General features: G+C 42.5%; 17 protein-coding genes and 1 pseudogene. 16 read left to right on the top strand and 2 right to left on the bottom strand.

The annotated features are described in order from the left end of the window. The first annotated feature begins 2 nt into the window (after positions 1 to 2). A complete protein-coding gene (gene nusA, locus GWK08_RS04490; protein WP_163605701.1) occupies positions 3 to 1,235 on the top strand; it encodes a transcription termination factor NusA in 1,233 nt (410 codons plus the stop codon). A 33-nt stretch (positions 1,236 to 1,268) separates the two neighbouring features. Continuing rightward, entirely contained in the window at positions 1,269 to 4,088 is a 2,820-nt protein-coding gene (gene infB, locus GWK08_RS04485) for a translation initiation factor IF-2 (RefSeq protein WP_163605700.1), read from the top strand. A gap of 79 nt (positions 4,089 to 4,167) precedes the next feature. Here the strand turns inward: infB and GWK08_RS04480 are convergent, their stop codons facing one another. Continuing rightward, positions 4,168 to 4,584, bottom strand: a complete 417-nt coding sequence (locus tag GWK08_RS04480; protein WP_163605699.1) for an SPOR domain-containing protein — start codon at positions 4,582 to 4,584, stop codon at positions 4,168 to 4,170. Positions 4,585 to 4,804: 220 nt separating this feature from the next. On the opposite strand from GWK08_RS04480, the gene GWK08_RS04475 reads away from it, so the two are divergent. The 11 genes and pseudogenes from GWK08_RS04475 (at position 4,805) to queG (ending at position 19,681) form a co-directional block, all read left to right on the top strand. Then, on the top strand, positions 4,805 to 6,130 hold the full coding sequence (locus GWK08_RS04475) for a c-type cytochrome (RefSeq protein ID WP_163605698.1): 1,326 nt from the start codon (positions 4,805 to 4,807) through the stop codon (positions 6,128 to 6,130). A 32-nt stretch (positions 6,131 to 6,162) separates the two neighbouring features. Further along, positions 6,163 to 9,273 (top strand): TAT-variant-translocated molybdopterin oxidoreductase, encoded by a 3,111-nt coding sequence (locus GWK08_RS04470; protein WP_163605697.1) that lies wholly within the window; start codon positions 6,163 to 6,165, stop codon positions 9,271 to 9,273. A gap of 37 nt (positions 9,274 to 9,310) precedes the next feature. Next, positions 9,311 to 10,708, top strand: a pseudogene (gene nrfD / locus GWK08_RS04465) (NrfD/PsrC family molybdoenzyme membrane anchor subunit); the annotation flags it as partial. 45 nt (positions 10,709 to 10,753) lie between these two features. Then, positions 10,754 to 11,278 carry a DUF3341 domain-containing protein gene (locus GWK08_RS04460; protein WP_163605695.1) on the top strand — a complete coding sequence of 175 codons (525 nt, stop codon included), beginning with the start codon at positions 10,754 to 10,756 and terminating at the stop codon, positions 11,276 to 11,278. Positions 11,279 to 11,286: 8 nt separating this feature from the next. Then, positions 11,287 to 11,844 (top strand): c-type cytochrome, encoded by a 558-nt coding sequence (locus tag GWK08_RS04455; protein WP_163605694.1) that lies wholly within the window; start codon positions 11,287 to 11,289, stop codon positions 11,842 to 11,844. A gap of 20 nt (positions 11,845 to 11,864) precedes the next feature. Further along, positions 11,865 to 13,241 carry a quinol:cytochrome C oxidoreductase gene (locus GWK08_RS04450; RefSeq protein ID WP_163605693.1) on the top strand — a complete coding sequence of 459 codons (1,377 nt, stop codon included), beginning with the start codon at positions 11,865 to 11,867 and terminating at the stop codon, positions 13,239 to 13,241. 33 nt (positions 13,242 to 13,274) lie between these two features. Then, on the top strand, positions 13,275 to 14,348 hold the full coding sequence (locus tag GWK08_RS04445) for a cytochrome c oxidase subunit II (protein WP_163605692.1): 1,074 nt from the start codon (positions 13,275 to 13,277) through the stop codon (positions 14,346 to 14,348). A gap of 49 nt (positions 14,349 to 14,397) precedes the next feature. Beyond that, positions 14,398 to 16,227, top strand: a complete 1,830-nt coding sequence (locus tag GWK08_RS04440; RefSeq protein WP_163605691.1) for a cytochrome c oxidase subunit I — start codon at positions 14,398 to 14,400, stop codon at positions 16,225 to 16,227. 116 nt (positions 16,228 to 16,343) lie between these two features. Then, complete coding sequence (gene ruvB / locus GWK08_RS04435) at positions 16,344 to 17,366, top strand: Holliday junction branch migration DNA helicase RuvB (RefSeq protein WP_163605690.1); 1,023 nt, start codon at positions 16,344 to 16,346, stop codon at positions 17,364 to 17,366. A gap of 45 nt (positions 17,367 to 17,411) precedes the next feature. Beyond that, the gene (locus GWK08_RS04430; protein WP_239524856.1) at positions 17,412 to 18,749 is read left to right on the top strand and encodes a cytochrome P450; all 1,338 of its coding nucleotides are present in this window, start codon (positions 17,412 to 17,414) and stop codon (positions 18,747 to 18,749) included. A 29-nt stretch (positions 18,750 to 18,778) separates the two neighbouring features. After that, complete coding sequence (gene queG, locus GWK08_RS04425; protein WP_204335995.1) at positions 18,779 to 19,681, top strand: tRNA epoxyqueuosine(34) reductase QueG; 903 nt, start codon at positions 18,779 to 18,781, stop codon at positions 19,679 to 19,681. Here the strand turns inward: queG and GWK08_RS04420 are convergent. Further along, positions 19,668 to 20,711 carry a LacI family DNA-binding transcriptional regulator gene (locus GWK08_RS04420; RefSeq protein ID WP_163605688.1) on the bottom strand — a complete coding sequence of 348 codons (1,044 nt, stop codon included), beginning with the start codon at positions 20,709 to 20,711 and terminating at the stop codon, positions 19,668 to 19,670. The genes queG and GWK08_RS04420 overlap by 14 nt on opposite strands. 228 nt (positions 20,712 to 20,939) lie before the next feature. Between GWK08_RS04420 and GWK08_RS04415 the strand changes: the two genes are divergently transcribed. From GWK08_RS04415 to GWK08_RS04405, 3 genes are read left to right on the top strand one after another with little or no spacing between them, the layout of a single operon-like run. After that, positions 20,940 to 22,658, top strand: a complete 1,719-nt coding sequence (locus GWK08_RS04415; RefSeq protein WP_163605687.1) for a sodium:solute symporter — start codon at positions 20,940 to 20,942, stop codon at positions 22,656 to 22,658. Between the two features lie 19 nt (positions 22,659 to 22,677). Continuing rightward, the gene (locus tag GWK08_RS04410; RefSeq protein ID WP_163605686.1) at positions 22,678 to 23,904 is read left to right on the top strand and encodes an MFS transporter; all 1,227 of its coding nucleotides are present in this window, start codon (positions 22,678 to 22,680) and stop codon (positions 23,902 to 23,904) included. Beyond that, positions 23,888 to 25,747, top strand: a complete 1,860-nt coding sequence (locus GWK08_RS04405; protein WP_163605685.1) for a trehalase family glycosidase — start codon at positions 23,888 to 23,890, stop codon at positions 25,745 to 25,747. Before GWK08_RS04410 ends, GWK08_RS04405 begins: the two co-directional genes overlap by 17 nt. Positions 25,748 to 25,784: the final 37 nt, after the last annotated feature.

Here is a 25,784-nt window from a genome sequence, read left to right as displayed (position 1 = left end):
ACATGGAAAATCTTGCATTGATCGATTCTTTCTCAGAGTTTAAAGATGATAAACTCATTGATCGTGTTACGCTGATGGCGATTTTGGAAGATGTATTTAGAAATGCACTAAAGAAGAAGTATGGTTCTGATGATAATTTTGATATCATTATCAATCCGGACAAGGGTGACCTTGAGATATGGAGAAACAGGATCGTAGTTGAAGATGATGAGGTAGAGGATCCTAATCAGGAGATATCTCTTACCGAAGCGCGCAAGATCGAGCCCGATTTTGAAGTTGGAGAGGATGTGTCTGAAGAAGTGAAACTGATCGATCTGGGAAGAAGAGCTATTCTGGCATTACGTCAGAACCTGATCTCTAAGATTCACGAGCATGACAATACAACCATATATAAGAAGTTTAAAGACCTTATAGGAGAGATTTATACGGCAGAGGTTCATCATATTCGCCATAAAGCGGTTATCTTGCTCGATGATGAAGGAAATGAGATCATATTGCCGAAAGAAAAACAGATCCCTTCAGATTTCTTCAGAAAAGGAGAAAATGTAAGGGGTATTCTTGAGAGCGTAGAGCTTAAAGGAAACAAGCCGATCATTATTATGTCGAGAACAGCTCCCGACTTCCTGGAGAAATTATTCGAACAGGAGATCCCGGAAGTTTTTGACGGTCTGATATCGGTTAAGAAAGTAGTGAGGATCCCTGGAGAAAAGGCTAAGGTAGCTGTAGATTCTTATGACGACAGAATCGACCCTGTAGGAGCTTGTGTGGGAATGAAAGGATCCAGGATACACGGGATCGTACGTGAGCTTGGAAATGAGAATATAGATGTGATCAACTATACAAATAACCTTCAACTCTTTATCAGCAGGGCTTTGAGTCCGGCAAAAGTAACATCTATCTCTTTAGATGATGAGAAGAAAAGAGCTGAAGTGATCCTGAAACCTGAAGAGGTTTCCAAGGCTATCGGAAAAGGCGGATTTAACATCAGGCTGGCCGGGCAACTAACCGGTTACGAAATTGATGTATTCAGAGAAGGAGTGGAAGAAGATGTTGAGCTTACCGAATTCTCTGATGAAATTGAAGGATGGATCATTGAGGAATTCAAGAAGATCGGTCTGGATACTGCCAGAAGTGTGCTGGATCAGGATGTTAAGTATTTGGTGAAGAGAACGGATTTAGAAGAAGAAACAATTGTAGAAGTCATCAAGATTCTAAAAGAAGAATTTGAAGACTAATTAGATAAAATTTTTGAGGTTTAATAGGTAATTATGGCTGAAAACGCAACAATGAGGCTTAACAAAGTGCTAAGGGAATTAAACATTTCATTAGATAGGGCTGTGGAGCACCTTGCATCTAAAGGATTTGAGATAGATGCAAGACCCACGACCAAGATCACTAATGAGGTGTATAATGTTCTCTTGGATGAGTTCCAGACGGACAAGAGTAAAAAAGTAGCTTCAAAAGAAGTAGGGGAGGAGAAAAGAAAGGAAAAAGAGGCTATCAGGCAAGAACTTGAAAAAGAACTTGAACAAAAGAGGATTGCTCAGGAACGCAAGGAAGTCATCAAAGCAAAGGCTACACTGTCCGGCCCTAAAACGGTTGGTAAAATTGACCTGAATAAAGAAGAGAAAGCCGAAGAAGAAGAGAAGCCGGAAGTCGTTGAAGAGGAAAAACAACCTGAAGTTGCTAAGGTTGAAGAGACGACAGAAGTGGTTCCTGAAAAGAAGGCTGAAGAGGTGAAGGAAGAGAAGCCCGCTCCTAAAAAAGAGGTAAAGGCAAAGGTTGCCGAGCCGAAAAAAGAGGTCAAAAAGGAAGTTAAAAAAGAGCCTGTTGCCAAAAAAGAGATCAAAAAAGAATCTGTTATCGTCGATGATGAGAGCGTTGAGTCGGAAAAACTGACCACTCAGTATAAGAAGCTCAGCGGACCGAAGATGACCGGAGAGAAAATAGATCTCGCCAAGTTCCAGAAGCCTAAAAAGAAAAAAGAAGAGCCCAAGGATAAAAAAGATACCAAAAAAGCCGATGCTTCATCTACAGGTGCTGCTGATAAGAGAAAGAGAAGAAGAAGGATAAGTAATGAAGGCGGACAAGGTAAACCGGGAGGTGGACAAGGTCAGGGAAGATTTGACCGAAATAAAAGAGGTGGTAACACCAGAAGACCTGCCGTAGCAAAAGTAGAGCCTACAGAAGAAGAAGTTCAAAAGCAGGTAAGGGAAACCCTTGAAAAACTTCAGGGGAAATCCTCAAAAGGTAAAGGGGCAAAATACAGAAGAGATAAAAGAGATCAGCACAGGCAGAAGACAGAAGAAGAACTGGCTCAACAGGAGCTGGAAAGCAAGGTGTTGAAGGTAACCGAATTCGTTACCGTTGCCGAAGTGGCCACGATGATGAATATGCCGACAACGGGTATTATATCGGCCTGTATGTCGCTTGGTATCATGGTTACCATGAACCAGCGTCTTGATGCCGAAACCCTTTCTATTGTTGCTGATGAATTTGGTTATGAGGTAGAGTTTGTAACCGCCGATATTGAAGAAGCTATTCAGGAGGAGGAAGATAAGCCGGAAGATCTGCAACCAAGAGCACCTATCGTTACAGTAATGGGGCACGTAGACCACGGAAAAACTTCCCTGCTCGATTATATCCGTAAAGAAAATGTAATTGCCGGAGAAAGCGGTGGAATTACACAGCATATCGGAGCATATGGAGTTACTCTTGAAAATGGTCAGAAAATAACATTCCTGGATACTCCGGGTCACGAAGCCTTTACGGCCATGCGTGCAAGAGGTGCTCAGGTTACCGATATGGCAATTATTGTAATTGCTGCCGATGATGATGTGATGCCGCAAACAAAGGAAGCTATAAGTCACGCACAAGCTGCTGGTGTTCCTATTGTTTTTGCGATAAATAAAGTGGATAAGCCAACGGCTAATCCTGATAAGATTAAAGAAGCTCTTGCCGGAATGAACCTTCTTGTGGAAGACTGGGGAGGAAAGATCCAGTCGCATGACATTTCCGCTAAGACCGGAGTCGGTGTAAAAGAACTTCTCGAAAAAGTATTACTGGAGGCAGAGATACTGGAGCTTCAGGCAAATCCTGATAAGCATGCTCAGGGTACAGTGGTAGAAGCATTCCTTGATAAGGGACGCGGATATGTATCTACGATCCTTGTGCAGGCAGGAACCCTTAAGATTGGAGATTATGTACTTGCCGGTAAGAACTCCGGAAAGGTAAAAGCAATGCATGACGAAAGAGGAAATGCTATTGAACATGCAGGACCTTCTACACCTATCTCGATCTTAGGTCTGGACGGAGCTCCGCAAGCAGGAGATAAATTCCATGTGTTCGAAGATGAAAAAGAGGCAAAACAAATTGCTTCCAAGAGAACGCAGCTGCAACGTGAGCAATCCGTACGTACACAAAGACATATTACTCTGGATGAGATCGGAAGACGTATAGCACTTGGAGATTTCAAAGAATTGAATATTATCCTTAAAGGTGATGTGGATGGATCTGTGGAAGCATTGACAGATTCCTTCCAGAAACTTTCTACCGACGAGATCCAGATCAATATTATCCATAAAGCAGTCGGACCTATTACAGAATCCGATGTGTTATTGGCTTCTGCTTCCGATGCGATCATTATCGGATTTAATGTTCGCCCGATGGGGAATGCCCGTCAGGTAGCGGAGCGTGAGGAAATAGATATCAGGAACTACTCGATCATCTATGATGCGATCAACGATCTGAAGGATGCGATGGAAGGTATGTTGTCACCGGAATTGAAGGAAGAGATCACCGGTACTGCTGAGATCAGAGAAACCTTTAAGATCTCCAAGATCGGTACGATTGCAGGATGTATGGTTACCGATGGTAAGATCTTCAGAAACTCAAGCATCAGACTTATCCGTGACGGGGTGGTGATCTTTACCGGAGAACTGGCCTCCCTTAAGCGTTTTAAAGATGATGTTAAGGAAGTTTCCAAAGGTTACGACTGCGGTATGCAGGTGAAGAACTACAACGATATCAAGGAAGGGGATATTATCGAGGCCTTCCAGGAAGTTGCAGTTAAGAAGAAACTGAAATAAGAAAGATTATATTACAATAAAAAAGAGCAGCCTTCGAGCTGCTCTTTTTGTTTTATAAGGTGAATTTTTTGTTTCCGGTCTATGGGATCAGGATAAATGCACTTGGATACTTTTTCTTGATTTCCATCAGGTATTTATCCGCTTCCAGCCTGGTCCTGAATTTCCCAACTCTAACCTTGTAGTTCGGGGTTTCAAATGAAATATCACAGGGCCATCCGTAAAACTGGGTCTTAAAGCTGGATTCTGCCTCTTTGGCTCCTTCTAAACCTGTACGCCCTGTTCCGCTGTAGATCTGGATGGTGAAATAGGCCTTTTTTATTCTTTTTTTGGCGGCGAGTAAGCGTTCGATCCTCTGATCCTGATCGATGGTGATGACTCCTTCCTTTTTCTCCTGATTTAATTGAATATTCAGGCTGTCCTGAGCCTTCAGATTCATACTGAAAAAACCTGTTAAAATACAAAGTGCTAAAAGCTTTCCTGCTGCTAAAAATCTCATAATGAATACTATTTATTGCAAAAGTAATTTAATAGTTTGATTAGTAAACGAAAAAAGTTATTTAGAATTGTTATAAATTGCAAATTAACGCTTCTGTAACATTTCGCAAATCGAGTCTATGTCGTATTTTTGCTGTCGAATTTACGGGAACGGGTATATATGTGCTATCAATTGCGCTGAAAATACCGTGCCAAATTAGGTAGATAATACATATTTTAATATGAAAAAGGTGAAACACCGCAATTCAACTTCAAGAATTCTAGGTATAAGTTTAGCAGTCCTGCTAACATTTTCAACCTCTCTTTTTGCTCAAGAAACTGAAGCTCCGGCTGAGGCTGCAACAACGGAAGCAGCTGCTGATCCGGCTAAAGGGAAATCTCTGTTTAACGCTAACTGTGCTGCCTGTCACAAACTCAATCAAAAGAGAACGGGACCGGCATTGGCAGGTGTTGGAGGAAAATACGAGAGAGAGTGGTTGTACAAGTGGATCAGAAACAGTCAGGGCTTAATTAAGTCCGGAGATGCAGATGCCGTTGCCCTATGGGAAGAATGGCAGCCCTCTGTGATGAATTCATTTCCTCAGTTAAGTGATGAGGATATCGATAATATTTTAGCTTATACGGATGCACCGCCACCGTCACCACCACCAGGGGAAGAAGTTACTGGGGCAACTGGAGGAGGAACTCAGGGTTCTGGTATCTCTAACGAGATCATCCTAACAGCTCTTGTGCTGGTTTTTGGAATCCTGGTAGTGATGCTGCTTTTAGTGAACAAAACACTTAGAAGGATCGCAGAAGCTAACGGAGTTGAATTGGTTACTGAAGAAGGCGAAAAGCGTTTACCGATCTGGAAGGCTTTCGTTCAGAATCAGTTCCTTGTTTTGGTGTCTGTTATCTTCCTGATGCTTTCGGGTGCGTATTTTGCTTACGGTTACCTGATGCAGGTAGGTGTAGATCAGGGATACAAGCCTGTACAGCCTATTCACTTCTCGCATAAGATCCATGCCGGAGATAATGAGATCGACTGTAAGTACTGTCACTCTTCTGCAAGAGTTTCCAAGACTTCAGGAATACCTTCTCTTAATGTATGTATGAACTGTCACAAGAGCATTCCGGAATACACAGGAGAAGAAGATCTGGCAAACGGATACACAAAAGACTTCTATACAAAAGAAATTCAGAAATTATATGAGGCTGTAGGTTGGGATGATGCTAATCAGCAATATACAGGAGAATCTTCTCCGGTAAAATGGGTTCGTATTCACAATCTTCCTGATTTTGCATACTTCAACCACTCACAGCACGTAACCGTTGCAGGTATTGAGTGTCAGAAATGTCACGGTCCTGTAGAGGAGATGGAGGTTATGTATCAGTTCTCTCCTTTAACAATGGGATGGTGTGTGAATTGTCATAGAGAAACCAATGTAAAGGTGGAAGGAAACGAGTACTATGAGAAAATTCACGAAGAATTATCTAAGAAATATGGTGTAGATAAGCTTACTGCTGCTCAGATGGGTGGATTAGAATGTGGTAAGTGTCACTATTAAAAAAATTAAAGCGCTAATTTTATATATATAACATGGCATCAAACAAAAAATACTGGAAAAGTGTAGAGGAGTTAGATCCGAACAATTCCATTGTTGAGACGCTAAAGCAGAATGAATTTGTTGAAGAGATCCCGGTAGATGAGTTTTTGGGAGATAAGGAGAATTTGGAATCTTCATCAACTTCACGAAGAGACTTTCTAAAATATGTTGGTTTTAGTACGGCTGCAGCTTCTTTGGCTGCCTGTGAAGGGCCGGTAATTAAATCGATCCCTTATGTGGTTCAGCCGGAACAGATCCGTCCCGGAGTTGCAGATTATTACGCAACAACCATCGCCGATGGATACGATTTTGCAAGTATTCTTGTAAAAACCAGAGAAGGTCGACCAATTAAAATTGAAAATAATACAGATGCATCAGTGCTCGGGAGTTCAAATGCCCGTGTTCAGGCATCTGTTTTGTCTTTATATGACAGCCTGAGAGTTCAGGGGCCTAAAAAAGACGGAGAATATATTTCCTGGGATGAGCTTGATAGCGCCGTGGTTGCAAAACTTAACGAGCTAAGAGGTTCTACCAAGAAGATCGTTCTGTTAACACAGACATTTGCCAGCCCGTCTACTTCAAAATTGGTAGCAGAGTTTGCTGAGAAATTCGGAAATGTAGAGCATATTCAATATGATGCTATTTCTGAAGATGCAGCTCTTGATGCTTTTGAAGTACAGTACGGAACCCGTGCATTTGCAGATTACGACTTCTCTAAAGCTGAAGTGATCGTATCTGTAGGCGCTGATATCCTTGGCGACTGGCAGGGAGGTGGATATGACAGCGGATATGCTAAAGGACGTATTCCTTCTCACGGAAAAATGTCAAGACACATCCAGTTCGAATCCAATATGAGTTTGTCAGGTGCTAATGCTGATAAGCGTGTACCTGTAACTCCTTCACAGCAAAAAGTAGCGCTTGCTAAACTTTACGGTTATGTGAACGGGGTTTCTGTTGGAGGAACGCTTCCTTCTCATATTGATGAAGCAGTTCAGTCTGCAGCAAGACAATTAAAGAAAGCGGGAAGTAAAGGAGTTATTGTTACAGGAATTCAGGATGCCGGAGCGCAAGGTCTTGTGCTGACAATGAACAAGAACCTTGGAAGTGCTGCTTTCGATACGGATGCACCTAAAATGCTTCGTCAGGGTAATGCTAAGAAAGTAGCTGCCCTTGTAAATGAAATGAACAGCGGAAGAGTAGGAGCTCTGATTACAGCCGGAGTTAACCCTGCATATACCCTTCCTAATGCTTCTGAATTTGTAGAAGGTCTTAAGGGTGTTGAACTGTCTGTAGCTTTCTCTATGAAGGAAGATGAGACATCAACATTGACTAACTACGTGGCTGCTGCGCCTCACTACCTGGAATCATGGGGTGATGCAGAATTAAAGAAAGGACATATGAGCCTTATGCAGCCAACTATCCGTCCGTTATTCGATACGCGTCAGTTTCAGGATGCTTTATTGAAATGGACAGAAAACGATAAAACGTATTACGATTATATAAAAGAAAACTGGACAGCTTCTATTTTAGGAACTAACGAATGGAACAAAGCATTGCACGATGGTGTATTTGTTGCTACGGCTCCTGAAGTAGATGAGGTTGCACCGGTAGCTGCTGTAACAGCAGATGAAGAAGTACAGCCTGCCTTTGCAGTAGCAAGTGCTTTAAGAAGCCTTGCAAACGCAACTGCCAGTGGAATGGAATTAAGCCTGTACTCTAAAACAGGTATGGGAGACGGTCAGCAGGGGAATAACCCTTGGCTGCAGGAATTCCCGGATCCTATTACAAGGGTTTCCTGGGATAACTACGTAACCGTTTCCAGAGCAGATGCTGACAGACTTGAGCTTACCAACAGAAATGTTGCTAACGGAGGTCTTAACGGAAGCTATGCCGATGTAACTGTAAACGGGGTTACTGTTACCCTTCCAGTTATCATTCAGCCTGGTCAGGCCGTAGGATCTGTTGGTGTTGCTTTCGGTTATGGAAAAACAACCGGAATGAAGTCTGAAATGATGACCGGTAAGAATGCTTACCCTCTGTATCAGGGCTTCAATAACGTTCAGGAAGTAACGCTTGCAAAAGCTTCAGGAGAACACGAGTTTGCATGTGTTCAGCTTCACAATACCTTAATGGGTAGAGGTGATATCATTAAAGAAACTACATTAGAAATATTTAATACTAAAGATTCTCACGAGTGGAATGTCATTCCGGAGGTATCTTTAAATCATAATGAAGTGCCTGCTACTTCTGTAGACCTTTGGGATTCTTTTGACAGAAGTATAGGACATCATTTTAACCTTTCTATAGACCTTAACGCCTGTACGGGATGTGGTGCCTGTGTGATTGCTTGTCATGCAGAAAACAACGTTCCTGTAGTAGGTAAGGCAGAAGTGAGAAAATCGAGAGATATGCACTGGTTGCGTATCGACAGATACTACTCTTCTGAAGATTCATTCGAAGAAGATAATGAGAAGAAAGAAGGTCTTCACGGTCTGTTTGGAGATTCAGGTACTTTAGGTGGATTTGCAGAAATGGAAGTTGCTGCAGAGAACCCTCAGGTTGCCTTCCAGCCGGTAATGTGTCAGCACTGTAATCACGCTCCTTGTGAGACTGTATGTCCGGTAGCTGCTACATCACATAGCCGTCAGGGACAGAACCACATGGCGTATAACCGTTGTGTAGGTACCCGTTACTGTGCTAACAACTGTCCTTATAAAGTTCGTCGTTTCAACTGGTTCTTGTACAACAACAATGATGAGTTCGATTACCACATGAACAACGATCTTGGTAAGATGGTACTGAACCCTGATGTAAACGTTCGTTCAAGAGGGGTTATGGAGAAATGTTCTATGTGTATCCAGATGACTCAGAAAACCATTCTTGATGCAAAACGAGAAGGAAGAACGGTTAAGGACGGAGAATTCCAGACAGCTTGTTCTGCAGCTTGTTCAAGTGGAGCAATGGTATTTGGAGATGTGAACGATTCACACAGTAAAATTGCAGAATTAAAAGAAGATAAGCGTATGTATCACTTATTGGAGCACATCGGTACAAGACCGAATGTATTCTACCATGTTAAAGTGAGAAATACAGATGAAGCTTAATAAATAAATCTAATAAAGAACAATTATATAAAGGATTATGGCGTCGCATTACGAAGCACCTATACGTAAACCCTTAGTTACCGGAGATAAGACTTATCACGATGTAACGGTAGATATTGCAGCACCTGTAGAAGGGCGTGCAAACAAACAATGGTGGATTGTTTTTTCTATCGCTTTAGTAGCATTTCTCTGGGGGATGGGTTGTATCATTTATACAATTTCTACGGGAATTGGTACCTGGGGATTAAATAAGACCGTAGGTTGGGCCTGGGATATTACTAACTTCGTTTGGTGGGTTGGTATTGGTCACGCAGGAACACTGATCTCTGCGGTACTTCTTTTATTCCGTCAAAAATGGAGAATGGCGATTAACCGTTCTGCAGAGGCAATGACCATCTTCTCGGTGGTACAGGCAGGTTTATTCCCGATCATTCACATGGGTCGTCCATGGTTAGGATATTGGGTACTTCCGATTCCAAACCAGTTCGGATCGCTATGGGTGAACTTTAACTCCCCGCTTTTATGGGACGTATTTGCGATCTCTACCTATCTGTCGGTTTCCCTTGTATTCTGGTGGACAGGTCTTCTGCCTGATTTCGCAATGATACGTGACAGAGCCGTTAAGCCATTTCAAAAGAAAATATATAGCATCCTTAGTTTCGGATGGACAGGTAGAGCAAAAGACTGGCAGCGTTTTGAAGAGGTTTCTCTTGTACTTGCCGGTTTGGCAACACCTCTTGTACTTTCTGTACACACCATCGTATCCTTCGACTTTGCTACCTCGGTTATCCCGGGATGGCACACCACGATCTTCCCTCCATACTTCGTTGCAGGGGCGATCTTCTCAGGATTTGCAATGGTAAACACCCTGCTTATTATCATGCGTAAAGTATGTCACCTTGAAGATTATATCACGGTACAGCATATAGAACTTATGAATATTGTAATCATGATTACAGGTTCTATTGTTGGATGTGCATATATTACCGAGTTGGTGATCGCATGGTATTCAGGAGTTGAATACGAACAATACGCCTTCCTTAACAGGGCTACAGGACCTTACTGGTGGGCATACTGGGCGATGATGACCTGTAACGTGTTCTCACCTCAGTTCATGTGGTTCAAAAAACTTAGAACAAGTATCATGTTCTCTTTCATAATCTCTATCGTAGTGAACATAGGAATGTGGTTTGAGCGTTTCGTAATTATCGTTACCTCACTTCACAGAGATTACCTTCCGTCTTCATGGACGATGTTCTCACCAACCTTCGTTGATATAGGGATCTTTGTTGGAACTATCGGATTCTTCTTCGTATTGTTCCTGTTATATGCGAGAACATTCCCTGTAATTGCACAGGCGGAAGTAAAAACGATCCTGAAATCTTCAGGAGACAGATTTAAGAAACTTAGAGAAGCTGGAAAGCCTCTATACCAGAAAGCTGGAGGGAACAGTGACAACCAAACTAAAAATGATTAATGTATGAGCACTAAAGTTGTACAAGCATTATATAACGATGATGACATCCTGATGGATGCAGTGAAAAAGGTAAAAGCTGAGCATCATCACATTGAAGAGATTTATTGCCCGTTCCCGGTTCACGGACTGGATAAGGCAATGGGACTGGCACCTACCAGAATAGCTATCACATCTTTTATGTACGGATGTTTAGGGCTTACCGTGGCGATCGTTATGATGAACTTCATCATGATCCAGGATTGGCCTCAGGATATAGGTGGTAAACCCAGCTTTAGTTACCTGCAGAACATGCCGGCCTTTGTACCGGTAATGTTTGAGATGACCGTATTTTTTGCAGCTCACTTAATGGTAATTACCTTTTATATGAGAAGTAAACTATGGCCGTTCAAAAAAGCAGAAAACCCTGATGTACGTACTACAGATGATCATTTCCTTATGGAGGTGGCCGTACACGGTAACGAAGATGAAGTAACTGCACTTCTTGAAGGAACAGGCGCAGTAGAAGTTAAAATTTCAGAAAAGCATTAATGATAGATATGAAGAGCTATATAAACATAGGAATTATTTTAGGGGCCGCTTTATTAATGACCTCTTGCTTTAATAGTTCAAAGCCTAATTATCAGTATTTCCCCAATATGTATGAAGCAGTAGGTTATGAGACCTATGCGGAGACAGATGCATTTGCAAATGGGATGGAAGCACAGGTACCACCTGCCAATACCATTAAAAGGGGATGGATACCTTATGCATACGAAAACAGCATCGAGGGTAAAGCTGCTGCTTATGCAGAGCTGATCAGCCCGCTGGATTCATTGTCTTCGGATGATAACCTTGCAGTAGGAAAAGAGCTTTACGATATCTATTGTGCAGTTTGTCATGGTACGAAAGGTGATGGAAAAGGAATTTTGACAGAACGTGAAAAGATATTAGGGGTTCCTTCTTATAAGGACAGGGATCTTACCGAAGGTAGTATTTACCACGTGATCTACTACGGGATCAACTCCATGGGATCTTATGCAGCGCAGCTGAATGAAAAAGAGCGCTGGCAGGTGACCGAGTACGTTGAAAAACTTAGAGCAGATTTATTAAAATAATTAGAGATAGAATCAGGGATATGTATACGTTTTCAAATAGATTAAGAACAGCAGCTTTCATTTTAATGATCGTTGGTGCTCTTGGATTAGGATACGGTTTTTTTACAGCGCCTTCTACAGTAGAAGAAGCTAAGGCAATGGTTGCCGATTCACATGGTGGTCATGGAAGTGGACACGGAGAGGAAGCAGATCACGCTACCCCGGCACACGGAGATGAGCACGCAGAGGAAACACATGCACAAAAAGACAGCCATGGAGAAGAAGCCGGTGCACACGGTGAGACAGATGCCGATAAGCATGGTGAGCACTTGCTGAGCCAGCTTAAAAACAAACCTTGGGCTGCGCTCTATGTAGCTGCATTTTTCTTTATGATGATATCTCTCGGTGTATTGGCATTCTATGCAATACAACGTGCATCTCAGGCAGGATGGTCTCCTGTTCTGTTCAGGGTGATGGAAGGTATTACTGCTTACCTTTTACCCGGTGCGGCTATTGTTTTTGTGATCCTTCTTTTATCAGGTTTCCACTTAAACCACCTTTTTGTGTGGATGGACCCTGAAGTAGTGGCTCATGATAAATTAATACAGGGGAAATCCTCTTACCTGAATGTACCTTTCTTTTTGATCAGAGCGGTTATCTATATTGCAGGATGGGTTGCATACAGACAGTTCTCAAGAAAATTCTCTATCGCTCAGGATACGGCTGCAGACGACAGCTACTTTAAAAAGAACTTCAGGATCTCTGCAGGATTCCTTGTTTTCTTCCTGGTTTCAGAATCTATGATGTCATGGGACTGGATCATGAGTGTAGACCCACACTGGTTTAGTACACTCTTCGGATGGTATGTGTTTGCAAGTATGTTCGTATCCGGAATTACTGCAATAGCCATGATTACCATCTACCTGAAAGCTAAAGGATACCTGGAACATGTAAACGACAGTCATATTCATGACCTGGCTAAGTTTATGTTTGCAATAAGCATCTTCTGGACCTATCTGTGGTTCTCTCAGTTCATGCTTATCTGGTATGCAGATATACCTGAGGAAGTAACCTATTTCGTAACAAGATTTGAAGATTATAAATTACCTTTCTTCGGAATGTTAGTGATGAACTTTGTGTTCCCATTACTGATCCTTATGAACAGCGATTACAAACGAGTAAACTGGTTTGTGGTAATGGCAGGGATCGTGATATTATTAGGACACTATGTTGATGTATTCAATATGATCATGCCTGCTACGGTGGGAGATCAGTGGTTTATCGGGATCGCAGAGATCGGAGGTATTTTATTCTTCCTTGGACTGTTTATATTCATCGTATTTACGGCTCTGACAAAAGCGCCATTACTGGCCAAGAGAAACCCGTTTATTGAAGAAAGTAAACACTTCCACTATTAATTAAAAATTTATAAAAAGTAAACAGGATAAATAATGACTGCTTTATTAACTCTTATAGTTCTCATACTTGTAGGCATAGCCATCTGGCAGATGACGAAGATCTTTGAATTGTCTCAGGTAAAAAGTGATAACTCTCAGGTAGCAAACGACAAAGACAACAACCTAAACGGATATCTGATGTTCGGATTCCTGGTTTTCATTTACCTCCTTACGATCTATTCATTCTGGAAGTGGGGACATGTGGTATTGGGAACACCTGCTTCGGAACACGGAAAGGACGTAGATCAGCTGATGTTTATTTCCATGGTGTTGATCTTTATCGTTCAAACGATTACTCAGGCATTGTTGCACTATTTCGCATTTAAATACAGAGGACAAAAAGGAAAGAAGGCATTATTTTATGCTGATAACGATAAACTGGAATTTATCTGGACCATTATTCCTGTGGTCGTTCTTGCAGGACTTATCCTTTACGGATTATACACCTGGACGAATATCATGGATATCAACGATGAGGACGATCCGCTGGTAGTGGAACTATACGCACAGCAGTTTAACTGGAAAGCAAGATACGGAGGAGCCGATAATGTACTGGGAGATGCCAATGTGCGTTTTCTTCAGGACTTCGACGGAAAGAACCTTGTAGGTATCGATGCATCCGACCCTAACGGAATGGACGATGTGGTAACCACTACCGAGATCCACTTACCGGTAGGAAGAAAAATAAACTTTAAAATGCGTTCTCAGGACGTATTACACTCGGCGTATATGCCGCATTTCCGTGCGCAGATGAACTGTGTTCCGGGTATGATTACTCAGTTCTCTTTTACCCCTACCATTACCACTAAGGAAATGAGACTGGATCCTAAGATTGCCGATAAGGTATTAAGGACAAACCAGATCAGGGCAGAGAAGAGCAAAGAGCTTATTGCTAAAGGTGAAGAAAGTCTGGAGCCTTGGGAATTCGACTATATCTTATTGTGTAATAAGATCTGTGGAAAATCTCACTACAATATGCAGATAAAGATCATTGTTGAGACCGAAGAGGAATTCAACAAATGGATGAGCGAGCAGCAAACGTTTAAGCAAACAATTGCAGCAGAATAGTAATAAGACCAGGAAAACGAATAATAGAATTTAATTTTATATAAAGATTATGTCAGCAACAGCAACAGCACATATGGATGATCACGCACACGATGATCACGGACATCATCACCACAAAGAAACATTTATCACTAAATATATCTTCAGCCAGGATCATAAAATGATCTCAAAGCAGTATCTGATTACTGGTTTGATCATGGGATTCATTGGTATTGCAATGTCCTTGTTATTCAGAATGCAATTGGCATGGCCGGGGAAATCTTTCCCGATCTTTGAAGCTGTATTGGGTAAATGGGCACCTGACGGTGTTATGGATGCAGATATTTATCTTGCACTGGTAACCATTCACGGTACCATTATGGTATTCTTCGTGTTGACTGCTGGATTAAGTGGTACATTCAGTAACCTTCTTATTCCACTTCAGATCGGAGCAAGAGATATGGCATCAGGATTCCTTAACATGGTTTCTTACTGGCTGTTCTTCCTGTCAAGTCTTATTATGGTGATCTCACTATTTGTTGAAGCAGGACCTGCATCTGCCGGATGGACCATCTATCCTCCTTTAAGTGCCTTACCTCAGGCGCAGGCGGGATCAGGAGCTGGAATGACGCTGTGGCTGGTATCTATGGCTATCTTTATTGCTTCTTCGCTTTTAGGATCATTAAACTATGTGGTTACCGTTCTTAATCTTAGAACAAAAGGAATGTCTATGACGAGATTACCTCTTACGATCTGGGCGTTCTTTATTACTGCTATTATCGGTATTGTTTCCTTCCCTGTTCTTTTATCGGCTGCATTATTGTTGATCATGGACAGAAGTTTCGGAACATCTTTCTTCCTTTCGGATATATTTATCCAGGGAGAGGTGCTTCACTACCAGGGAGGTTCTCCGGTACTTTTTGAGCACTTGTTCTGGTTCCTCGGACACCCCGAAGTATATATCGTATTATTACCTGCATTAGGTATTACCTCCGAGGTAATCGCTACCAATGCACGTAAGCCTATTTTCGGATACAGAGCGATGGTTGCATCTATCCTTGCAATTGCATTCCTTTCTACGATCGTATGGGGTCACCACATGTTCGTTTCCGGAATGAACCCGTTCCTTGGATCTGTATTTACATTTACAACACTATTGATCGCTATCCCGTCTGCGGTAAAAGCGTTTAACTATATCACCACCCTGTGGAAAGGTAACCTGCAGCTCAACCCTGCAATGCTTTTCTCCATAGGTCTGGTATCAACATTTATCACCGGTGGTCTTACAGGGATTATCCTTGGAGACAGTACACTGGATATTAACGTTCACGATACGTATTTTGTAGTGGCTCACTTCCACCTGGTAATGGGTATCTCTGCACTTTACGGATTATTCGCCGGAGTATATCACTGGTTCCCTAAGATGTTCCAGGGTAGAATGATGAACAAGAACCTCGGTTATGTTCACTTCTGGATCACGGCTATCTGTGCCTACGGAGTTTTCTTCCCGATGCACTTTATCGGTATGGCCGGTCTTCCGAGACGTTACTATGAGAACACTGCATTCCCAATGTTCGATGAGTTGAACGATGTGAATGTTGTGATCACTATATTTGCACTTATTGCAGGTGCAGCTCAGCTGATCTTCGTTTACAACTTTATCTCTAGTATATTCTACGGAAAAAGAGGTCCTAAGAACCCATGGAAATCCAACACTCTTGAGTGGACTGCAGAAATGGAGCACATCCACGGAAACTGGGACGGACCAATACCTCACGTACACCGTTGGGCTTACGATTACAGTAAGACAAGAGAAGATGGTGAGTATGTGATCCCGGGTCAGGATTTTGCGCCTCAGCATATTCCTCTGCAGGAAGGTGAAGAGGAAGCACATCACTAAAGAAGATTGAAATAAACTTTATATAAAGCCCTGACAGAGATGTCGGGGCTTTTCTTTTTCTAAGTATATTTGTGTAGCTTGATGCAATACCGATATCAATGCAGAATTTTTAATTTATGAACGAGAACCTGAACCCGGATAAAGATCACTACTCTTCTGAAGAACTGGATATAGAAAAGGCCTTAAGACCCCTGAGTTTTGAGGATTTCACCGGACAGGAATCGGTGTTGGAGAACCTTCAGATATTTGTTAAAGCCGCCAATCTTAGAGGAGATGCCCTGGATCATACTTTGTTTCACGGACCTCCCGGACTTGGAAAGACCACCCTGGCGCATATCCTGGCCAATGAGCTCGGAGTAGGGATCAAGGTGACTTCTGGACCAGTACTGGATAAACCCGGAGACCTGGCCGGACTTCTGACAAACCTGGAGGATAGGGATGTACTTTTTATCGATGAGATCCACAGACTGAGTCCGATTGTCGAGGAGTACCTGTACTCTGCCATGGAGGACTACAAGATAGATATTATGATAGAGAGCGGCCCGAATGCGAGGACGGTACAGATAAATCTGAATCCTTTTACACTGGTGGGAGCAACTACGCGTTCCGGACTGTTAACAGCGCCTATGCGTGCCCGTTTTGGTATTAGCAGCAGGCTCCAGTATTACAATACCGAATTACTGTCGACCATCGTACAGAGGAGTGCGCATATACTAAGGGTACCCATCTCTATGGAAGCAGCAATTGAGATTGCCGGAAGAAGCAGGGGAACTCCCAGGATCGCTAATGCATTGTTGAGAAGGGTTCGCGATTTTGCACAGATAAAAGGCGATGGAAATATCGATATAGAAATAGCTAAATACGGTTTGAAGGCCCTGAATGTGGATGCACACGGATTGGATGAAATGGATAATAAGATCCTGATGACCATTATCGATAAGTTTAAAGGAGGCCCGGTAGGGATTACCACCCTGGCCACTGCCGTTTCCGAAAGTGCAGAAACCATTGAAGAAGTGTATGAACCCTTTCTGATACAACAGGGTTTTATTATAAGGACTCCCAGAGGAAGGGAAGTTACCGAATTGGCGTATAAACACCTCGGAAGAATAAAAGGAGGAACACAGGGAGGCCTGTTTTAATAGCAAAACACTCCGTTTCCTGTTCCGTTAAAGAAAGCTGACCGCATGATGAAGCAGAAATATATTTACCCCTCCAGAGTACCTTACCATAAATTTATTTTCAGGACCTCGGCTATTACCAGGAATCCGCTTCCTTTTCACCGTGAATTCTTTAAAACATACGGAGAGACCTTTTCTCTGGCTTCACCTCAGAAACGGAAAATAATCCTTACCCGGGAATCAGAGATCGCCCGGCATATTCTGCAGAAGAACCATAAGAAATACCACAAATCCGAATTGCAGTCCCGCTTCCTGTCCAAATATATTGGTTATGGCCTGCTTACCTCCAATGGCGATTACTGGTTGCAGCAGCGTCGCCTTATTCAACCGGCTTTTCACAGGAACAAGCTTATCAACCTCGTTTCCATAATTGAGAAATGTGTGGAAGAGCAGGTAAAGGAAATACGAACGGGAACCTATGTGGATGTATATCCTATCATGAATGAGCTGGCTTTCCACGTGGTTGCTAAATCCCTGTTTAATTTTACCGCCGGGACAGAAATATTAAAACGCTTACAGTTCATTATAGAAAAGCTGCAGAATTTCCTTGTCAAAGAGATCCGGCAACCTCACAAAAGGTGGTTGTTCCGCTTAAAGGGAGAAGAAAAGGAACACCTGGAGCTGGCAGTCGAAAGCAGGCAGATTATCCTGAGCCTGATAGAAGAAAGAAGGAGTTCCGGAAAAAGGGAAGACGATCTGCTCGATATGCTTCTCTATGCCACTTACGAAGATGGAACCACTATGACCAATGATCAGCTTATCGATGAGATCCTTATCTTGTTTGTGGCGGGTCATGAAACCACAGCAAATGCACTGAGCTTTATTTTTGCCCTCCTGGCTAAGCATCAGGACAAACTGGAAAACCTAAAGGATGAGATTGCTCAGAACAGTGAGCTTCCGTCCATAGAACAGGTAAATAAACTCACCTATGCAAGGGCAGTGATCAATGAGGCAATGCGGCTTTATCCACCGGCCTGGATTACAGACAGGGTAGCTATTGAGGACGATAGCTTTGGAGGCTACACTATAGAAAAAGGAACTATTATCGGGATCTCCTTTATTGAAATGCACCAATGTTCCAGGTACTGGGACGACCCGCTTCTATTTAAACCCGAACGTTTCCTCTCCGAACTCCCGGAAAAGAGCAAGGAAAGTTATTTTCCTTTCGGTGCCGGACCCCGACTGTGTATCGGGAATAATTTTGCCATCTACGAAATGGTCCTGGCAATTAAGGCGGTGGTCGAAAAATACGAGCTGGAAGCAACGAAGACAGATATAGAAATAAATCCGCTGGTTACTCTAAAGCCGCTAAATTTAAAACTGAAATTCACAAAAAGGGCCTGAAAGTGAACCTGGCAGCCAAGCATACAACAATGATAAAGACTGAGGCCAAGCGTCTCGGGTTTATGTCCTGTGGTATTTCCAGGGCAGCCTTTCTCGAAGAAGAAGCTCCCCGACTGGAAAACTGGCTGAAGAACAATATGCAGGGCGAGATGAAGTATATGGAGAACCACTTCGATAAACGCCTGGACCCAACACTTCTGGTAGAAGGTTCCAGATCTGTGATCTCCCTGCTTCTCAACTATTATACAGAAGACGGGCAAACAGACCCTGATGCTCCTAAAATATCAAAATACGCTTATGGTACGGATTATCATTTTGTCATTAAAGACAAGTTGAAACAACTGCTTAACTTTATACAGGAAGAGATAGGCGAAGTGAATGGGAGGGCTTTTGTAGACTCTGCACCGGTCCTCGATAAGGCATGGGCCGTAAAAAGTGGCCTGGGCTGGATGGGAAAACATTCCAATGTGCTTTCCAAGAAGGTGGGGTCGTTTTTCTTTATCGCAGAACTGATCGTCGATCTCGATCTGGAATATGACAATCCCGTAACCGATCATTGTGGTAGTTGTACCGCCTGTATAGATGCATGTCCTACTCAGGCTATAACAGAACCTTATGTGGTAGACGGAAGTAAATGTATCTCCTATTTTACGATCGAATTAAAAGAACAGATCCCGTCAGAACACAAAGGACAATTCGATAACTGGATGTTCGGTTGTGATGTTTGCCAGGATGTGTGCCCGTGGAATCGTTTTTCAAAAGCACATCAGGAGCCTCTTTTTAATCCTCATCCCGAATTGCTTTCGATGACTAAGAAAGACTGGGAGGAGATCACAGAAGAGGTCTTCAGGGAATTATTCCGGAAATCGGCAGTAAAACGAACCAAATTCTCAGGTCTGCAGAGAAATATTCAATTCCTTAAGAAGGATTAGCTTTTACAGTTGGTTTTGTACTGGCTCTTTCTATAAGCTTGGTGGGGAGTTTTACCAGGAAATTCTCTATCATTTTTTCTTCTTTCCTTGCCTTGATCTCGTTGAGTAAAAGAGAAACCGCCTGTTTTCCCATTTCAAAGTTTGGTTGCTCGACTGTGGAGAGGGAAGGGGTTATCAGCTCCGATAAACGCCAGTTGCTGAACCCGATTACGGAGACATCTTCCGGGATTCTTTTTCCGTGGTTTTTCAGAGCTGTCATCGCTCCTGTGGCCAGAAGATCGGTAATGGCAAAGATTCCGTCAATATCGTTATGATCCTTTAAAGCCTGGTTTGCCGCATCTATCCCGTCTTGATAGTGGAACTGCTCACAGCTGTAAACCAGGGAATCATCATAAGGAATATTGTAATCGGCCAGTGCTTTCTTATAACCGATAAGCCTGTCCATAGAATTTTTAGGTATTAGCGGCCCGTTAATATGAACGATCCTTTTACACCCGATCTTTATCAGGTGTTCCACGGCCTGATAGGCTGCTTTCTCATCATCGATGATCACCTTGGAACAGTTGATCTCATCCGTGATCCTGTCTATGATCACCATAGGAGTTTCCTGCCGAATGACTTTCTTAAGGTGATCGAAGGTTTTGGTCTGATTGGAAAGTGAAATAATGATCCCGTCTACCCGTTGGTCCAGTAAAAGTTCTATCTGTTTTTGTTCCAGCTCAAAAGACTCATTAGACTGAAGGGTAATGACCAGATATCCCATTTTTTCCGCCTCGTTAATGATCCCGTCAATAACGTTAGAGAAAAAATAATGCACGATCTCCGGGATGATCAAACCGAGGATCTTGGTCTCCTTATTCCTGAAATTTACGGCCAGTGAACTGGGCTTGTAGTTCAGCTTTTCTGCCAGTACCCTTACGTTCTGCTTGGTCTCTTCGCTAATATCGGGGTAATCTTTAAGCGCTTTGGAAACAGTAGTAACGGAAATTCCCAGTAACTGGGCAATATCTTTCAGTTTGGTGACTTTCATAAGTTTAAATTAGTTTCGGAGGATTCCCAGTAAAATTAAGGCTATTTTCTATAATATTTTTTTTAAATCTATTAAAAATGTATATTCGTCAACAAAGCGAATTAAATTTTGAGTTTTCCTTGCCTTTTGAATATGAATTTTGTGGTTTTTTCATTAATGGTTTGATTTTTTTGATGAAAACACAATCGCTTTCACTCTAAGCCGAACTAACTTAAACGAAATATAACAATGGATAATTTATCGTATCTCGATATTATCGTGATCGCCGTATACCTTATTGGGATCGTGATCTACGGAATATCGAAATCAAAACGAAGTAGTTCGGAAGACTATTTTTTGGGCGGGAGGACGATGACCTGGCCCATCGTGGGGATAGCGCTTTTTTCAGCAAATATCTCCAGTTCTACCCTGGTCGGGCTGGCATCAGATGCTTATCAGACCAATGTTAATGTATACAATTACGAATGGTTTGCAGTAGTTGTTTTAATATTCTTTTCAATTTTTTTCCTCCCCTTTTATCTGAAATCCAGGGTGTATACCATGCCTGAATTTCTGGAGAGGAGATACGACAGCAGATCGAGATATTACTTTTCTTTTATTACGGTAATCGGGAATATCCTTGTAGATACAGCCGCTGGTCTCTACGTAGGTAAGATCGTCCTTACGCTCTTGTTCCCTCAACTCGATTCTACGCTCATCCTGATCATTCTTGCGGTTGCAGCAGCTGCATATACGATTCCAGGGGGACTCAATTCCGTGATCCAGACAGAAGTAATACAGGCAGTACTTCTTATCATAGGCTCCTGCCTGCTGACATATTTTGCCTTTGATCAGCTAGGCGGAGGATGGTCGGCCATGATGGACAATCTTAACGAAATGCTGGCCAACGGCGAAGTGGATTTTGGTAACAAGGCAGAAGAAGGAAAATTTATCCCTCAGAATTCGGAAGAGGTCTTTAGTCTGGTGCGACCGAATAACGACGAATTTATGCCGTGGTGGGGACTGCTAACGGGAGTGCCCTTACTGGGTTTTTACTTCTGGGCCAATAATCAGTTTATGGTACAGAGAGTTTTAGGAGCAAAAAACCTGAATCACGGAAGATGGGGAGCCTTATTTGCAGGTCTTCTTAAGTTACCCGTGATCTTTATTATGGTGGTTCCCGGAGTGCTGGCTCTTTTGTTGTATAACAACCTCGATATCTCCGGCCTGAATTACGGCCTCACCAATGGAGAAATATGTAATAACCTTAACGACTGCCCGAACCTTACCTACCCGGTATTGCTCTTTGAGCTTCTGCCTACGGGAATACTGGGGCTGGTGGTTGCAGGATTAATGGCGGCCATGATGTCTTCGGTATCGGCTACTTTTAACTCGGCATCTACTTTGGTGACCATGGATTTTGTTCGGCAGTTAAAACCGGGGCTTAGCAGTAAGCAACTGGTTAAAATAGGACAGTTAACAACCGCTATCCTGGTATTACTGGCCATTCTTTGGGTACCTCAGATAGAGAAAGTAAGTGATTCCCTGTGGACCTATCTGCAGCTGGTTATTGCCTATACTTCCCCGCCGGCAGTATCGACCTTTATTTTGGGACTTTTCTGGAAAAGAGCTAACGGTACAGGCTCTATTAGCAGTTTATTGCTTGGTTTTTCTTTGGCTGTCTTTATGATCCTCTCGCAATGGTTCGGATGGTTCCCGGCTATTAACGATCTGCACTTCCTTGCTAAGGCTTCTTTATTGTTTGCTATTTGTATTGTGGTTCATATGGTAGTAAGCTTACTCACTAAGCCATCTCCGGAAGAAAAGATCAGGGAGTATACTTATAAGAAGGAAATGTTTGCATCGGAAACAGAAGAACTTAAGGCCATGCCCTGGTATAAGAATTACAGGATCCTGGCTATGATCCTTCTTGTTCTGACGATAATTATTGTTACAGCTTTTTGGTAACCGTAAATCTTGATGTCTTATGAAAAATCTAAGTGTAAAAATATCGCTCTACCTCAATTATTTTGTTTTTGCAATTTTGCTAAATAGTGTAGGGATCGTTATTCTGAAAGCTCAGAAGAATTACGGAGTAGATGAAGTAGAAGCCAGTGTTCTGGAAGCGTTTAAAGACCTTCCGATAGCTATAGTATCTTTTGTTGTTGCTTCTTTTCTTCCCAGGATCGGTTATAAAAAAGGAATGCTTATTGGCCTGGCTTTGGTAACCGCAGCTTGTGTTGTGATGTATTTTGGGAATTCTTTCGATACTGCTAAACTCTTGTTTGCAACAGTTGGGGTTTCCTTTGCATTGATAAAGGTTTCTGTTTATTCCATGATTGGAATGGTAACCGAAAACCAGAAACAACATAATAGCCTCATGAGTAGCATAGAAGGTGTTTTTATGATCGGAATTGCTTTGGCTTATTTTCTTTTTCCGGCCTTTAATAATGAGAACCTTCCGGATTCCTGGTTAAATGTTTATTGGTTGCTTGCGGCCTTAAGCTTAGCGTCTTTTTTGTTTTTGCTATTCACAAAATTTGAAAAAGAACCTGAGATACCGGGAGCCGACCTGAAAGATGATTTTAGGCAAATGGCTTTATTAATGGCCAGATTACTTATAATTGTTTTTGTGATGAGTGCTTTTCTGTTTGTAATGATAGAACAGGGAATTATGTCCTGGCTGCCTTCCTTTAATGACAGGGTATTAGAACTTCCCGAAAATATAAGCATAATGATGGCAAGTGTACTGGCAATATCACTTGCAATCGGCAGATTGCTGGCCGGAGAGCTCACAAAGAAAATAAACTGGATATGGATCGTGAGCATATGTACTGTTATTGCAATGCTCAATGTGATTTTCGTATTACCAAATACCATTAATGCAACTGTAGGGGCTATAGAGAGTTTTTCTGATATTCCGCTGATCGGGTTTGCCTTTCCTTTGGTAGGTTTATTTATTGCTCCTATTTACCCCTTACTTAATTCGGTAGTACTGAGTGCCCTTCCGAAAAGACTTCATAGCCCGATGACAGGATTGATTGTGGTTTTTTCTGCTTTAGGAGGTACTTTCGGATCGAGGATAGTGGGTTGGTTGTTTAAGACTCAGGGCCCTGAAAATGCTTTTTATTATTTATTAGTGCCGATGGTATTATTGCTAATTTCATTTTTTATTTTGAAGAAACTTACTGTTAGAAATGCTGTTCAGGCTTAATATAGAAGAGACTTTACAAAAACTGTTAAGGCAGGAAGATACCGATGGCGATAAAAAGATCACCAAAGAAGATCGCGGGCCTAAACGTTTTAAACTACAGACCGAAGACGGAGCTTTTTACACGGTAAAAGGAACTTATTATCTGTCTAACCTGCTACAGGAACTGGCAATAGCCAGGAATAAAGGAAAGGAATACGCTACCATTCCCCTGAGGCGGATAGAGGAAAAACCTGCAAACCGTATCTCCAGGATGATACGGCGTTACTTCTGGGACGACCTTACCCGTACTATTGACGAAGCCGGGATAATGAAAATTGTTGGTGATGAAAAGGCAGAAGGGAAGGAACAGCGTATTTACGTACCTCTAAAAGATGAGCATGCCATTGAATATTACAATAAACTCAAACGGAAATATCCTGAGATCAATATCTCTGTCCTTCCCGATAAGATCACTCCCGAATATGTGCTTTCCATCAATAATAAGCCGGGGATACTCGCTTTAAAACTCGAAGGGAAAAAAGGAGTTCCCTTTGTAGTACCCGGAGGGCGTTTCAACGAAATGTACGGATGGGACAGTTATTTTGAAGCTGTCGGCTTGCTGCTCGATGACCGGGAGGACCTGGCAAAGGCTATGATCGATAACTTCTGTTATCAGATAAAATATTACGGAAAGATCCTGAACGCCAATCGTTCCTATTACCTTACCCGTACCCAGCCGCCTTTTCTTTCTTCCTTTATCCGGGAGGTCTGTGAAGCCGGAAAGAATACGGATCTGAAGTGGCTTACCGAAGTTCTTACTATTGCGATCAGGGAATACGAATCGGTGTGGATGGTTAGCGGAAAACGCCTTACCGAAAACGGCCTTAACCGATACCTGGCAGAAGGGATCGGGATCCCGCCGGAAACAGAAGAAGGGCATTTTGATGAGGTTCTGGAAGAATATGCCAGAAAATACGAACTGAACCGGGAAGAGTTTCAGCAAAAATATATGAACAGGGAGATCGTAGATGAAGAACTGGATATGTATTTCGTACACGACAGAAGCTTGAGGGAAAGCGGACATGATACCTCCTGGCGCCTGGATAATGTTTGTGCAGATCTGAATACGGTAGACCTGAATGCCCTGCTCTACAAATATGAAACCGATTTTGAATACCTGATAAACACTTATTTTGACGGCACTTTTCAAACAACCGAAGGGAAATCCTATTCCGCTGCACATTGGAAAGAGATGGCTGCGGCGAGAAAAAGGCTCATCAATGTGTATTTATGGGATAAGACCAAAGAGTGTTTTTACGACTATAACTTTAAACTCAATCGTCAGACCTTTTTTGAATCGGCCACCAATTTTTATCCGCTTTGGGCGGGCATCTGCAACCAGGATCAGGCAGAGAAGCTAAAAGAACATCTCATGAATTCCTATAAGGCCAGAGGAGGGGTACTGGCTACGACCAAAGCTTCGGTATCACATGTTCCGGATCACCTGCCCAAAAGGCAGTGGGATTATCCTAACGGATGGGCCCCGCATCAGATGGTCATCTGGAAAGGCCTCCTGAATTACGGATACGAAAAGGAAGCCGAAGAACTGGTGTACCGGTGGTTGTGGATGATTACCGTAAATGCTGTCGATTACAACGGCACCATCCCCGAAAAATACGACGTGGTCGCCTGTACCCATAAAGTATATGCCGAATATGGGAATGTGGGCACAGAATTCGACTATATTACCACTTCCGGCTTTGGCTGGATGAACGCTTCTTATCAATACGGATTGAGCATCCTCTCTCCCGAACTAAGGGAAAAGTTAAATGAACTCGCTGATCCTGATATTCTTTTTAAATAAATCACGATAATTAAAGAATACTTTTACCTTTGTAAGT

The sequence above is a fragment of the Leptobacterium flavescens genome, from assembly GCF_010671605.1.
In the GTDB taxonomy this organism is placed as follows: domain Bacteria; phylum Bacteroidota; class Bacteroidia; order Flavobacteriales; family Flavobacteriaceae; genus Leptobacterium; species Leptobacterium flavescens.
This window is presented reverse-complemented; position numbering and strand designations above follow the sequence as displayed.